This is a genomic window from Amycolatopsis rhizosphaerae, from assembly GCF_007713715.1.
Lineage (GTDB): Bacteria > Actinomycetota > Actinomycetes > Mycobacteriales > Pseudonocardiaceae > Amycolatopsis_E > Amycolatopsis_E rhizosphaerae.
In genome coordinates this window covers 1-14105 of the sequence record NZ_VJWX01000007.1, presented here as the reverse complement: position 1 = coordinate 14105, position 14105 = coordinate 1, and the positions used below count along the sequence as shown (strand labels likewise).

Sequence of the window (14105 nt, the reverse complement as noted above, 5' to 3'; positions counted from 1 at the left end):
AGCGAGGAATCCTCAGGGAAGCAACGGTTTCTCGAGCACCACGGTGTCATCCTCCAGGCCGGGGCATGCACCGGCTGAGCCGGGGGAAGGTGTTCGCGCCTTCGAAGCCGAGCTTGCGCGCGCTGCCCAACGGATGTGGCCAGATCTGCCCCCAGCCGACATTGCTGCCGCAGTGGAAGCGGGAATGCTCACCGCGGCAAGCGCCGCGGCGGCAACGTTGCAGGGGCGGGGATTGTCTCCGTCGGTGGCCGCCGCTGTGGACTGGTCGGGCTTCGGCACGGTAATCCCGGTCCTGGCTGGCTCGCCCGGCGCTGGAGCGTCGGTTGTGGCCACGCTGCTTGCCGATGTGCTCCAACTCTCCGGGCGCTGCGCGCTGATGATCGACCCGGCCGACCCGTCGAGGTCGGGACTAACGATGGCGGCCCGTTCCGAAGGGCCGTGGGTGGCTCGGCCACACTCGCAGGTCCACATCCGTTACTCGTGGCGCGCCCAGGCCCTGCTGGCGCGCCTGGAGACCACGTTGCCAGTGGTCGCGCCCGGCGCGGTGCCCCAGCCGCGGTTCTGGCGGCCGCCGGTCCGGCAGCTGCACGCCACCGTGGTCGATCTGGGCCACGACCCGTGGCGGGTCGCGGCGCACCCGTTGTCCGGGCCAGGAGCATGGCTGCGCCGGGGCACTCCGCAGCCGCGGCCGGTCCTGGTCGTGCGGCCGTCCCGTCCTTCGCTGCTGCACGCCGAGCAGGTGCTGGCCCGGCTGGACCCGTGGGCGGCCTGCGCTGAACTGAACCAGCCGACGCAGTTGCTCGTGATGGGCGCCAAACGTTGGCCAGAAGGGGTCGCGGGCGCGGCAGGCCGCCGGGTCGAGGCGCTGCTGAAGGACGCGGTGTTCGTGCCCTACGACTCGGAACTTGCCGCGTCCGGCATCACCGCGTCTGTCACCCCTGCTCGGCTGCGCCAGGCGATCACGCCGGTACTGCGCCGCTGGGGTCTTCTTCCCGAGCCCATGAGCACTGGCAAGCGCTTGCACCGAAGGGGGCGTTCGTGATTGAGCGTTTTGAGGCGATCCAGTTTCTCGCCCAGCAGATCCCGAATCCAGGACCTGTCGCGCCGCCGGGCAGCGACAAGATCCTCGAAGCAGTCGGCAATGCCAAGTGGGGGGCCGGAATCGCCCTCCTGGTTGGCTTTTTTGTCGGGCTGGTCGTCTGGGCCGGCGGCCGGTGGGTCGACCATCACCGCGCAGGCCGCATCGGCGTGATCATGATGCTTTGCGCCATCGGGGGTGGCCTGCTCTACGGCATCGGCTACCAGCTCATCTCGCACTTCGCCGGTACAGGGGGCTGATCCCGTGACCGGGGCGCGCACTGAGGGCCGGGCCCGCCGTCAGGCGGGCATGACCTTGACTGCCATCTTCACTCTGATCGTCCTCGTGGTGGCCGTGGCCGCCGCAGTGCTGATCGCGCACTACCTCACACGCCCGGACAAGTCGAGGCCAGCGGGTACGCCAGCGCCTTCAGCGCCGGCCGGGCCGGACAGCGCGGCTGCAGAGGAGAATGCGCTCGCCGCGCGGCCGATGGTGCAGTTACCGGCGCAGGCAGCTCAGCCGCAGGTCATGACCACCATGACCGCCGGGCCCGACATCGACGTGCCGGACCCAGCCATCACCATCGGGCAGTGGATTCCCGGCGGCTTCCCCGAGACCCCGGAGGGTGCGCTCGGCCAGCTCAAGGCGCTCAACGAGACAGCACTGACGGCCGCCGACCCACAGGTATATGCCCGCGCCTACCGGGAGTTATCGCTTCCTGGCGCGCCCGATCCCGGCTTGACGGGGCTCTACTCCTTGCTGACCAGTCTCCGGTCACGCGCCGGACTGCCCGCGACGGGCTCGGTCGCCGGGATGTCGGCCACCTATGAGATCAACTACGGGCAGATCAAGGGCACGGCCGCCGATGGCAGGTACGTCGTGGTGTGCGTGCTTGGCCAGTTTTCCGTGACAGTCCAGGGCCAGGTAGTAGCCGCTGGAGTAGGGGACTGCCAGGCGATGCGGTGGACAGGGTCGACTTGGCGAATGGCACCCGGTGCGCTGGCCGCTCCGGCACCCAGCGCCTGGCCGGGAAGCGCCGACGCGGTCAAGGCCGGTTACCGGGAGGTGAGGTAGCCATGTGGCCGTTCGATGACATCGGCGCTGCTCTCGGCAGCGCGATCAAGGGCATGATCTCTTCGGCCTTCGATGCGTCTATGAAGGCGATCTGGGATGCGAGCCTCGCTGTGCTGCGGGGCGCGTTCGGCCTGGCCGACCAGTTTTCGGTGTTCACTGTGGACACTCGCACCGGACCCATCTCGATCTTGTGGCCGATGATGCTGTGGATCAGCGGGGTGCTTGCGCTGGGGCTCTTCTTCTGGCAGCTCACCCTGACCAATCTGCGCGGCGGCCGCGGATTCATGCGGCTGGTCAGCGGCCCAGTGCAGTACGGGATCGCGCTTGCGGTGACCGTCGGCCTGGTCGCCGGATTCCTGGCGGCCGTCGACGGCCTGACCAACGGCATCCTCCAGTACGGCTTGCAGTCCAAAAACTTCAGCGATGCGCTCAACCACACCAGCTTCGGTGACGGCGTGGTTGACGGCGTCAAAGCTGTCGTACTGGGCGTCTGTGCGTTCGTCGGTGTGATCCCCGCGGCCATCGGCTACCTCCTCGAGATGCTTTTCCGCGAGGCGGCGACCTACGTGCTGGTGGCCACCATCCCGATCGTCGTGGCGGGCCTGCTCGCCAATGTCACAGCCAACTGGTTCTGGCGAGCTTGCCGGTGGCTGCTGGCCTGCATCACGATGAAACCGGTTCTGGCGATGACCCTGGTGCTCGGAGTCGCCATCGCCGGTGGCGCCCGGGGCCTGTCGGGGCTGCTGGCCGGGGTCGGCGTGCTGATCATCTCGTTGCTGGCGCCCTTCGTGCTGTTCCGGCTGTTTGCCTTCGTCGACCCGAACTCCGATGCCGGAGCCGCCCTCCGTGACGCCCTTTCCGACGTCGGAGTCGACTCCTACGGTGCGAACAACCCCGCGATGTTCGCCGCCGGCGCGGCTGGTGGCAGCGGAGGCGGTGGCGCGATGGAAGACGCGAACACCGGCCGGTTCGACGAGACGGTGGCCAACCAGGCCAACGAATCGGTGGACGACACCGATGTCGGCCACAGTTCGACCGCATTGCAGGCCGCAGCACCGCCTCCGGCCCACCATGGACGAGCCGCGTCCTCCGGGCGCGATCTCGGTCCGAGCGACCACGACGAAGGCGGTCCAGGTGACGAGGGAGACGACCCACCTCCGCCGAAACCGCCGGACGGCGGCAGCGGTGGTGCCGCCGCCGGTGAAGCAGGGGAAGCGGCGGTGATCGCATGACGTCAAGCGCACCCCGCATTTACCGCGGGCTCAACCGGCGTGAGCACGTCGGCTGGATCATGGGCCTGACCCCGTTGCAGGTAATGCTCTGTATCGCGCTGGCATTGCCGGTGCTCTGGACGGTCTCGGACGGCCGGTTCGGCGAGGCGGCGATTCTGCTGTTGATCTGTGGCTTCATCGCCGCCTTGGTCGTGGTTCCGGTGCGCGGCCGTCCGGCATTCCGATGGTTCTGGCACCTCGTCCTCTACCAGATCGGCGTCCTTACCGGCTGGTCCCGCTGGCAGTCCAAAGCCGCCGCGGGCGTCCCGGTCGACCCGGGCGAGCCCGATCTTCCCGGAGTCCTCCAGCGGGTGAGCTTTCCCGACGGTCCGCAGTTCAGGGACCAGGGGCGGGTTTGCCTTATTCATGACACCGGCGACGACCGATGGGGTGCCACCGCACGGCTGACGCACTCCGGAGTCGGGATGCTGTCCTACGAGCAGTGCGAACGGCTCGCTTCCCGGCTTGGAAACCTGCTGTTGTCGTTGGGACACCGCGAGGTCATCGACCGGATGAGCCTGCTGGTGCGCACAGTGCCCGACGACGGCACCGAGTACGAGGTGTGGCGCGGCAGCCATGAGGTTCCGGAAGCACCTCGACTGGCCCGACAGGCCACCAACGAACTCGACCGCACCATCGGCAATGTCTCCGTGCGGCACGAGTTGTTCGTGACGGTCAGCGGCCCGGAAGACAGCCTCCGCAAGCCTGCGGTGGCCGCCGGTGGGGGTGTCGCTGGTCGGGCGCACGCCCTGTACCGGGTGCTCGACGGTCTGGAGGACCCGCTCAAGGCGCTCGGCGCGCAGACCGTGGAGTGGTTGGACGGTGCGGGCATGGCCGAGGCGCTGCGCACCGGGTTCAACCCGGCCGCCCGCGCGGTTCTGGCGTCCGCGCACGAACGCGGCGTCGCCGGCCACGGACTGGAGAAGGCAGCGGCCGGCCCCACCGAGGCGCCGTCGCCTGCGCCGCGCGCCTACACCCACGACGGGTTCGCCACCGTCTCCTACACCGTGCTCATGCCCGAAGCCGGGACGGTTTTCGGCAGCCTGGGCCCACTACTGGCGGTGCGCACCGCTGGAGAGCGCCGCACGCTGGCGATCCACTACGAGGTGCTGGACGCCCGTAGGGCGCACCGCGCGGTCCAAGGCAACCGATTCCGAGTCAACGTCACGACCGACTGGAAGCGGTCGAAGGGCTTCAACACCACCGCGAGGGACGAGCGGGAGGCCAGCGGTGCCCGCGCGCAGGAGCGGGCGGTTGCGGCCGGGCACTCGGTGGTGCGCTTCGCGGTCGCTGCCTCGGTCACCGTGCCGCGGACATGGAACATCGAGGATCACGCCGCCCGGCTGGAGAACGACGCCAGCGGAAGATTCCGCCTCCTCAGGCTGGACTTGGCGCAGGACAGCACCTTCGTGGTGGCGGTCCTACCGGTCGGAATCGGACTTCCTCGTCACCGGGGAGGTCTGCTGTGAGCCGGGATATCGGATGCGAGCGCAGCGCCGCGCAGTTGCTCGGGTCTTTCGGCGCCCCGCCAACCGTCAAACCACCGGGGGAGAAGAAACAACGCAGCCGGGAACGGGTGAACCGGCCGATCGCGCCGCGCCGTGGCCGCGCCCGGCCGGGAGAAGGCTGGTCTCCAGTGGAAGCGCCGATGGCCGTCTATCAAGCCGCGACCAGTGAGATCGGCGGATTGTTTCCCCTGCTGGCCGCCAACGGTATCCCCGCGGTGGGCGCCCGCATCGGTTACGACAGCCTGTCTGGCGGGGCTTTCTACGCCCATCCGATCGAGTGGGTCCTGCGGGGCCTGGCGACCAACCCGAATGTGGTCGTTTTTGGCGAGCCGGGCAGGGGCAAGTCGTCGACGGTCGTCGCCTTCCTGCTGAGGATGATGTTGTTCGGCATCAGGACGTTGATCTCTGGCGACGTCAAAGGGGAGTACTCGCCCCTGCTGCGGGCCCTGGGGATCACGCCGATCGCGCTCGGCCGCGGTAGCTGGGCCAGGCTCAACGCCCTCGACCTCGGGCCACTGCGCTCGCGCTGGGCCGCTTGTTCGGTCGAGCGACAGGTCGAAGAACTTGAGGGCGTGCTCGGCCGGTGGGTGAAACTGCTGGTGGCGCTCGCCGAGGCGCAGGGTTACCGGCCGACCGTGACCGACGAGGCCACGCTCTCGGCAGTGCTGCGGCGATTGGTCGGGGCGCACGACGGATACACCGAGCTGACTCCGGTGACCATCCCGGATGTGCAGCGCCAGCTCGCCGACCCCGACCCGCAGTTGTGGGAGGGGATGCGCTTCGCCGACCGCCGTCAGTTCCTGGACGTGCTCCGGCCGATCACCGACGCACTCGGCAACTTGATCAGCGGCCCGCTGTCCGGGTTGTTCGACGTGCAGACGAACTTCGAGCTGGACTGGGACGCCCCGGTGCAATCGATGGACCTGTCGCTGCTGCGCTCGCGCGGCGACCAGGCCGTGGCGGTCGCGCTGACCTGCCTGGGTTCCTGGTCGTCGATGGTCACCGACCTGCAGGACGACGGCGAGATCCGCATCGTGGTCCGGGACGAGGTGTGGCGGCAGATGCGGCTCGGCCTGCGCGCGGTGCAGGCGGTGGACTCCGACCTGCGGCTGAGCCGAGCGGAGAAGAAGATCCAGATCCTGGTCATGCACAAGCCCTCCGATCCACTGTCTGTGGGCGCGGTCGGCTCGCAGGAAGTGGCCATCGCCAAGGACCTGCTCGCTCTGTGCTCGACTCGCATCCTTTTTGGACAGTCCACCAGGGTTGCCGACGAGCTCGCCGAGGACTTGGCGCTGAGCGAGCGGGAACAGGACGTCACCACCGGCTGGGCGATGGAGCGGATCGGGCGAGCGCTGTGGAAAATCGAGGGCCGCCCGGGCTACAAGGTGCAGACCGTGCTCTCGCGCACCGAGAAGGAAATCTTCGACACGAACGCTCAGCTTCGCAGCGTCTCTCGTGAGCGCCGGACGGACTGGCGGGCTCGCTGATGGGGGCGGCTGGGGGAGCGAACCTCGCCGCGGTGGCCATCGCGGTCTGCCCCGTCGTGGTGCTCCCAGCGCTGGTGGTCGGCACCGTCGTCATGACGACCCAGAATGACCTCGCGGCCATGGCTCCCAGCTGCGGCCACGCTACCCAGCAGGTCGGCGACCAGCTTTGGACTTCTGAGCAGTTGACCAACGCTCAGACCGTCGTCACCGTCGCGGTCCAACGTAAGCTCCCCCGACGAGCCGCAGTGCTCGCACTCGCGACCGCGATGGTGGAATCAGGGTTGCGCAACCTGCCCACCGGGGACCACGACTCCCTCGGGCTCTTCCAGCAGCGCCCCAGCCAGGGCTGGGGCGCCGCTGACGAGGTTCTGAACCCGACCTACGCGGCCAACGCGTTCTACGACCGTCTTCTGGCGGTATCCGGCTGGCAGACGATGTCACCGGGCATCGCCGAGCAGCAGGTGCAGCGCTCGGCGTTCCCCGGACGCTACGCGCCGCGAGAAGCTACAGCGGCCGAGTTGGTGGCGAAGTACTGGCAGGGGCCGGATAACCCAACGTCGTCGGCGCCAGGACCGAATCCCGCACAGCAAGTCAGCCTCTCCTACGGCGGCTGTCCGGACAACGGTCAGTCGAATCTGCCACTGGCTTCCGATCGTGACAACAAGCAGCTCCCGCCTGACTTCCGGCCGCCGGCCGATTCGAGGCTGAGCGCGGCCGTGACCTATGTGATCGCCCAGTTGGGTAAGCCCTACGTCTGGGGCGCCACCGGTCCGGACGCCTTCGACTGCTCCGGTCTGATGCAAGCCGCCTGGGCACATGCCGGTGTCGGCATCTCCCGCACCACCAGCAGCCAGGTACATGACGGTGTTGCCGTCGGCTCGCTGAGCTCCGTCAAACCCGGTGACCTGCTGTTCATTCCTGGAGCCGACGGCACTCCGGTCAATCCCGGACACGTCGGGATGTACGTCGGGTACGGGACCGTGATCAACGCCTACGACGAGAAGCACGGCGTGATCACAGAATCGCTCGCTTCCTGGGCGCTCAAGGTCGTTGCCATCCGCCGACCGCTTCCTTCAGGAGGCGACGGGAAGACATGAGGAAGACCATCTCGCCTGCCACCGACCGTGACTTTGCCTTGCTGAGCCTGGTCGTAGTCGCGCTGCTCAACCTCGCGTTCATCGCGGCTGTGCTGATGGTCGGCGCCGCCGCAACCTGTGCGCTGCTGGGTGCCGGATGGCTCTTGCCCGACCCGGCGCACTGGATTGGAGGTGCCATCAGCGTTCTCGGCCACCCCGGTCAGCCCGGCGTGGCGCTCGGTCCTCCCTGGGCAACGAAACTGGCTGGGCACACCGCCCTGTACTGGACGATCACCACCGTTCTCGGTGCGCTCGCCCTCGTCGGCGGCTCCCTCGTCGAAATCTTCCTATGGCGACGATTTGGGCCGGTAGCAGCTGGCCACGCCACTCGAGAGGACATTCGCCGGGAACTGTCGCTCGCAGCCGCGCGGACGACGGCCGAGTGGACGCGGCCAAGCCTGCCACCAGCGCAAGCGCGTCGGGCTCCGCTGGAGGAGGTTGCCGCGCCCTTGCACCTGTCTCCGCAACGGCAACCGATGTGCACCCCCTTGGAGAATCCGACCGGCACCCTCGCGCCGACCCAGTCGGGTAAGAGCCGCAAGGACTTGGTGCACAAGGCAATCGCGGCACCAGGCGCCCTGCTGTGCAGCACGACGAAGCCAGACCTCCTGGAGTTCTCGGCGTTGCTGCGAACGATGCGACCCCAGGCCGGACCCGTGCTGGTCTATGACGCGACCGGCACGGTGCCCTGGCCGGCGCAGTTGTACTGGTCGCCGATCGACGGCTGCCAGGACACCGACGTCGCCTACCGGCGCGCGCACACCATGGTCGAAGCTGCCTCGGTCGGGCTGGCGCACGTTACCGGGAACGACAAGGTCTTCCGAGACAGAGCGAAGATGGTGATCCAGGCGTACTTCCTCGCCGCGGCCATCCATGACCGCGACGTCGGGGACCTGGTGCGCTGGGCGATGTCCAAGCCTGCCGACCAGGAACCGGCGAAGCTGCTACAACAAGCTGGATATGCCGAGCACGCCCGCAATCTCCGTTCGGAGATCGGGATGGTGGCCGAGACCTCGGACGCCGTGTGGATGTCGGTGCGGCGGGTCCTCGAACCTCTCATGGACCAGCGATTGCGTCGGCTGTGCACCCCGCGTCCCGGTGAGGGTTTCGACGCGCGCGCCTTCATCGCGCAGCACGGATCGCTCTACATCGTCGCCGGTCAGTACCAGGCCGCGCAGGCCGCACCAATCCTGACCGCGCTGGTCGAGCACTGGCTGAGCGCTGCACAGGACATGGCTCCACACACCCCACACCGGAGGCTGGATCCGCCTGCCACCGCGATCCTGGACGAGCTGACCAACGCCACTCCGGTGCCGCAGATCCCGGAGATCATCTCCGACTCCGCCGGTCGCGGCGTGCTGATCCACTGGGGTGCGCAGTCGCTGGCCGCCCTCGAAGATGCCTTCACCCCGCAGCGCACCCGCCAGTTGATGGACAACACCACGACGCTGTCGGTGTGGGGCGGGATCAAGGACCAGCGCACCCTGGAGTGGGTGTCGATGCTGACTGGCCACCACGACCGACGCCGCTACCAACAGCACACCGACGGGCTCCTCAGTGCCGGGCGCACCGCAGTCGGCACCGAGACCGTCCCGACCTACCGCCCCGGCGACGTGCGTCGCATCCGGCGCGGCCGGGTGCTGGTGATCCACCGCCACCTCGACCCGGTCCTCGCCCACACGCTTGACGTGGGGAAACGCCGTGACTGGCCGACCATCCGTGACCACGTCGCGAAGGTGCGGGCCGGGCAGGTCCCGGTCGATCGCACGGGCTTCGCACTAACCACGCCAGCTGAAGAGAGGTCGTAGCCGATGGCGGAGCTGCCTGAACACGAACGCCGCAAGGACCAGGGTGAGCGGGACCTCCAGATCGCCGCTCTCACCCAGATCGTCGGCACGCTCGCACAGAACCTGCGCCGCGTCGAAGGCCAGGTCAACTGGGTTGCCAAGATCGTGGCCGAAGCCCGTGACGAACAGGACTCTGCCGAACCGGCCGCATGGCTGTGGTTCAACCCGCCCGCGGCCACGGAGGACGAACCGCAGACCGATCAGGACCCGCGTCTCACCGTCAAGAACTTCGTGACCTGGTACAACAACACGTTCGTAGGGATCGACGGCGGCCGCGCCAAACCGATCCCGGCGTGCTGGCGACAGCACCCGGGCCTGGCGATGGAGGTCGCCACGCTGGCCTACAGCTGGCGGTCGGCCAACATGGGATCGTCGGCCAGTGCCCGTGAGGCCCAGTACTGGCTACACCAATGGCGTCCCGGCTTCGCCGAACGCCTCACACGCGACTGGGTGCACGCCGACTGCCTCGACGACGGCCACCGCGACGAGGGGGCGCCGCCGCGCGAGGATCGGTTTACCGTTGTCGAACGGCATGCGGCAACGGTCAAGGACGATCGGCACTGAATCGGGCAACCAGGGACGGTGGCGGAAGCGTTAGCGGAGCTTGCTCACGTTTCGCGCCAGAGGCGTTAGATGCCGGCCACGAGGGCGCCGCTGCCGAGCAGGCCGGCCGCTAGCGGTATCCGTCTGACGCGCGGGCCGTGAGATCTGGGTGAAGCGCCTGGTGTCAGAACGGTCGAGAGCCCTGCGACCTGCTCGCCGACTGTCGGCTTCACCTCGACAGCTCCTTCGGCCAGCTTAATCGCGGCTGCCTGCGGCGGAGCTGCCACTTGTACCTGCCAGACGTCGACTACGAGCGCCACGATAGTGCGGTCCGCGCTGCATCAGGGAAGGCGACCGTCGGCACCAATCGACCAGCCCGCCAGGAGGTCGCGCGGTCTCCAGCGCATGGAAACGACTTACAGGCGCGAGACGATGCTTACGGTGTGCGCCAAGTCAGCTGTGATCGGAGTGCAGGCAGCAGCCTCATGCTCTGTCCAGATCGCCTTTGCCACGATGCCAATAGTCGCGATCTTGATACGGGGGCTCCAGCTAAATGGACTTTGGAAAGTTGCTCGATGGACAGGATGCGGAAGCCCCGATCGAGCCCCGTGAACTGTATGAGGCGCTTCCGGATAAGAAGGAGGGCTACGGCTACTTGCGGCTCGTGCAGGGCGAGGTTCTGGAAGCGTGGCATGCGCGACGCGGTGAGCGTGACCTGGTAGTCAAAGTCAACACAGGCGGCGGCAAGACCATCGACGGCTTAATTATCCTTCAGAGCCTGTTGAACGAGGGGCTCGGACCAGCTCTCTATGTCGCGCCTGGCAAGCAGCTAGTCAATCAGGTGCTGGACGAGGCCAAGCGCATCGGCATCCCGGCGGTCGATGACCCCGACAGCCCTGCCTACACAGGATGTCAGGCCGTCGCGGTAATCAACGCCTTCAAATTGGTGAACGGTAGGACCGTGTTTTCCACGAGGCGTCCGAGCCGCCCGCCGGCCCCCATTGGGAGCGTGGTCATCGACGACGCGCACGCTGCTCTGGCGACCGTCCGCGAAAACCTGTCCATCAAGCTCGAGCGAGAGCACAACGCCTACCCGAAACTGCTTAAGTTGTTCCGGAGCGACCTTGAGAAGTCTTCACCGACAGAGCTGCTCGACATCGACGACCAGAGCTACGGCTCTTTAGCAGAAGTGCCATTCTGGGCCCTGCGCGCCAAGCTGGAGCAGGTGCGCGGAGAGCTGCACACGCATCGGGAGTCCGATGAGCTCCGCTATGTCTGGCCTGCGGTTCGTGACGTCCTGGGGTTCTGTCGGATTGTCTTCACCGGAAAAGAGGTAACGATCACCCCTCCATGCCCGCCAATTGGACACATTACTGAGTTCGCCGATGCCAAGCGGCGTGTCTATCTGACCGCAACCTTGGCAGACGACAGCGTCCTGGTGGAGACGTTCGGCGCGGATCGGACGAGCGTGCAGAAGCCAATTGCGCCTTCGACGGCGGGGGATATTGGCGAGCGGATGATCCTCGCACCCCAAGGCATTAACCCGGGTATCGTTGTCGAAGACGTTAGGCGCCAGATCGCTCAGCTAGCGAAGCGCTACAACGTTGTCGTTCTCGCGCCTAGCAACCGAGCAGCCGGCGAGTGGTCGAAATTCGGTGCGATCGTGGTTACGGACGGCAGCAGTCAGGTCGAGGAAGTCGTCCAGAGGCTCCGCAAGGAAGACGAGCATGTTGGCCTCGTGGTGTTCTCGAACCGTTACGACGGAATCGACCTGCCTGGCAAGGCATGCCGCGTTCTGGTGTTGGACGGGCTACCAGAGGCGAGATCGGCAGAAGATCGCCTAGAAACCAAGCTGCTGCGCCAGGCTGGCTCGGACGACCGGCAGGTTCAACGAATCGAGCAAGGTATGGGACGCGGTGTTCGTAGCAGCGAGGACCACTGCGTCGTGTTCCTACTCGGCACTCGGCTGAGTCAACTGGTGGTTGATCCGCGTTCCCTTGCCAGATTCAGCCCGGCAACACAGGCACAACTGAAGCTCTCGCATAGAGTCGCCGCGGCAATGCCCGGCAAGACGTTGGACGCGGTAATGCAGACAGCTGGCCAGGCGCTGAATAGGGATCCAAAATGGACGATTCTTGCCAAGCGTGCCCTGACGGCGGTCAAACCAGCTCCCGGACACGTTTCGCCCGTCGCCGTCGCCCGGCGTGAGGCCTTTAATGCGGCCGCGAACGGCCGGGTCAAAGCCGCAGCAGACATTCTTGAAAAGGTGGAGGAGCAAGTTGAGGAGCCGCGGGAGAAGGGCTGGCTCCAAGCGCAACGCGCCGCGTATATAGACCACCTCGATCCGGCTGAGGCTCAACGCATACTAGCGAGTGCTCGGACATTAAACTCGGAGGTTCTGCGTCCCCTCAGCGGCATCGAGTACCGGAAGCTGGACTTCCAGAGCAATCAAGCCAAGCGCGCAGCCGACTTGCTCACAAGGAATTACTCCAAGGCAGAGGAGCTACGACTCGCCTTCCAGGGCATCGTGGACGACCTGGTTTTCGACAAGGATCACGTGCCGGAATTTGAAGATGCGATGCTACAGCTCGCACTACACCTGGGCTTCGCGGCGCACAGGCCAGACTTCGAGAAGAGGCGCGGCTCAGACATCCTATGGGCGCTGAGCCCATCGGACTACTGGGTGATCGAGGCTAAAAGCGGCTCGAACACACAACGGATCCATAAGGACTGTGCCGACCAGTTGTCTGGGCACATGAACTGGTTCCGCGAGCGATACGGCGACCTCGTTGCGGCCGCACCCGTGATGGTTCACAAGGCACACAGAATGCACGACGATGCTGCGGCAACTCCCGGAATGAAGGTACTCGATGAAAGTGGCCTGCAACGGATCAAGGATGCAGTCATCGCATTCGCCGCTGGCCTTGCAGCGAACCGCTGGGACAATCCGCCCGCTGTGGCGTCGCAGCTTGAGGGTCACCGCCTGAGGGCAGTTGATCTCCCAATCTACCTGCGAGACTTTGTTCCAGCGCGATGACCTGCTTGTAGCAAGCGTGCGCCTGAGCTGTGTACGAACATGGGGCATTTCGGCGGAGATGGCCGCTTCGGGAGGGCGAGGAGGACGAGTCCGCATGCTGGGGGCCAAGGATGCGGCGGGGATGTCCCTTTGCGCCGCTCCGAGCTGCTTGGACCACCCCCGCGTGCGCGGGGAAGATGCACGCCGCCGGGTCGCTGGCCTGCCTCGCCTGCGGAGCACCCCCGCGTGCGCGGGGAAGATCGGAGTGGCCTGAGCCAAGAGCGCGGCTTCCGCGGGAGCACCCCCGCGTGCGCGGGGAAGATCCCATGGAGGTTGGGTTCTCCCCGCGGGGCGGGCGGAGCACCCCCGCGTGCGCGGGGAAGATCCGAGTGCTGACGTTGAAGGCGGCGGCCAGCGCGGAGCACCCTCGCGTGCGCGGGGAAGATGCCGCGGCTTTCGACTTGCTCGATGACGACACCGGAGCACCCTCGCGTGCGCGGGGAAGATCAGCGATCGCACGCAAGGTCGCACAGGGTTCAAGGAGCACCCCCGCGTGCGCGGGGAAGATGCGACCCAAACGCGAAGCGACCCCCCGGGCCGGGGAGCACCCCCGCGTGCGCGGGGAAGATCTGTCCGAGTGTGTCTCGCACGACCAGAAGTTCGGAGCACCCCCGCGTGCGCGGGGAAGATCGCGTACGCGGCGTTCGCGACCTGGTCGTGGGCCGGAGCACCCCCGCGTGCGCGGGGAAGATCCGGTGCTAAAGAGGCTGCTTCGTCTGCGGGTGGGAGCACCCCCGCGTGCGCGGGGAAGATGCATCCCACTGCCAGCACGACCGGGCTGTCCAGGGAGCACCCCCGCGTGCGCGGGGAAGATACTTGTTGACCTGGGCGTTTTCCGCGAGCATCCGGGTTTTTCAATCGGTTTCTGTCAGTACCCACGATCGTCGCATGCGCAGTGGGTGGGAGTCGGCTGCTGTCATGTGGTTCGGGGTGGGGCGAGGGTGAGTAGGCCGCAGCCGTAGGCCTTCGCTGGTCCGATACCGGTTTGCAGGGCGGCGGTGAAGGCGTCGCGGTCGGTGATGATGAGGTGTCCGTCGTAGCGGACAGCTCGGACTGTTATGGGCTTCTTGTCCGTTTTATTGCCC

Annotated in this window: 11 protein-coding genes and 1 CRISPR repeat array; of the genes, 10 read left to right on the top strand and 1 reads right to left on the bottom strand. The window is 66.9% G+C overall.

Translation table 11 applies throughout. The features are described 5' to 3' along the window. Positions 1 to 325: 325 nt before the first annotated feature. From FNH05_RS01635 to FNH05_RS01590, 10 genes are all read left to right on the top strand, one after another. Entirely contained in the window at positions 326 to 1042 is a 717-nt protein-coding gene (locus FNH05_RS01635) for a hypothetical protein (RefSeq protein ID WP_246127429.1), read from the top strand. After that, entirely contained in the window at positions 1039 to 1338 is a 300-nt protein-coding gene (locus FNH05_RS01630) for a hypothetical protein (protein WP_144585176.1), read from the top strand. Before FNH05_RS01635 ends, FNH05_RS01630 begins: the two co-directional genes overlap by 4 nt. A 49-nt stretch (positions 1339 to 1387) precedes the next feature. Beyond that, positions 1388 to 2152 carry a hypothetical protein gene (locus FNH05_RS01625; RefSeq protein ID WP_144585173.1) on the top strand — a complete coding sequence of 255 codons (765 nt, stop codon included), beginning with the start codon at positions 1388 to 1390 and terminating at the stop codon, positions 2150 to 2152. A gap of 2 nt (positions 2153 to 2154) precedes the next feature. Beyond that, a complete protein-coding gene (locus FNH05_RS01620; RefSeq protein ID WP_144585171.1) occupies positions 2155 to 3384 on the top strand; it encodes a hypothetical protein in 1230 nt (409 codons plus the stop codon). After that, the gene (locus FNH05_RS01615) at positions 3381 to 4892 is read left to right on the top strand and encodes an SCO6880 family protein (protein WP_144585168.1); all 1512 of its coding nucleotides are present in this window, start codon (positions 3381 to 3383) and stop codon (positions 4890 to 4892) included. Before FNH05_RS01620 ends, FNH05_RS01615 begins: the two co-directional genes overlap by 4 nt. Positions 4893 to 5071: 179 nt before the next feature. Beyond that, the gene (locus FNH05_RS01610) at positions 5072 to 6418 is read left to right on the top strand and encodes an ATP-binding protein (RefSeq protein WP_144585165.1); all 1347 of its coding nucleotides are present in this window, start codon (positions 5072 to 5074) and stop codon (positions 6416 to 6418) included. A 32-nt stretch (positions 6419 to 6450) separates the two neighbouring features. Then, the gene (locus FNH05_RS01605; protein ID WP_246127428.1) at positions 6451 to 7515 is read left to right on the top strand and encodes a C40 family peptidase; all 1065 of its coding nucleotides are present in this window, start codon (positions 6451 to 6453) and stop codon (positions 7513 to 7515) included. After that, the gene (locus FNH05_RS01600; RefSeq protein WP_144585159.1) at positions 7512 to 9362 is read left to right on the top strand and encodes a type IV secretory system conjugative DNA transfer family protein; all 1851 of its coding nucleotides are present in this window, start codon (positions 7512 to 7514) and stop codon (positions 9360 to 9362) included. The genes FNH05_RS01605 and FNH05_RS01600 overlap by 4 nt, the downstream gene beginning before the upstream one ends. 3 nt (positions 9363 to 9365) lie before the next feature. Next, a complete protein-coding gene (locus FNH05_RS01595) occupies positions 9366 to 9965 on the top strand; it encodes a hypothetical protein (protein WP_144585156.1) in 600 nt (199 codons plus the stop codon). A gap of 532 nt (positions 9966 to 10497) precedes the next feature. Then, on the top strand, positions 10498 to 12981 hold the full coding sequence (locus FNH05_RS01590; protein ID WP_144585153.1) for a DEAD/DEAH box helicase: 2484 nt from the start codon (positions 10498 to 10500) through the stop codon (positions 12979 to 12981). 150 nt (positions 12982 to 13131) lie between these two features. After that, positions 13132 to 13834: direct repeats of the CRISPR family, unit length 28 nt; unit sequence GGAGCACCCCCGCGTGCGCGGGGAAGAT. Between the two features lie 102 nt (positions 13835 to 13936). On the opposite strand, the gene cas6e is transcribed toward FNH05_RS01590, so the two are convergent. Beyond that, on the bottom strand, positions 13937 to 14105 hold a 169-nt coding region (gene cas6e, locus FNH05_RS01585), incomplete at its 5' end, for a type I-E CRISPR-associated protein Cas6/Cse3/CasE (RefSeq protein WP_144585150.1).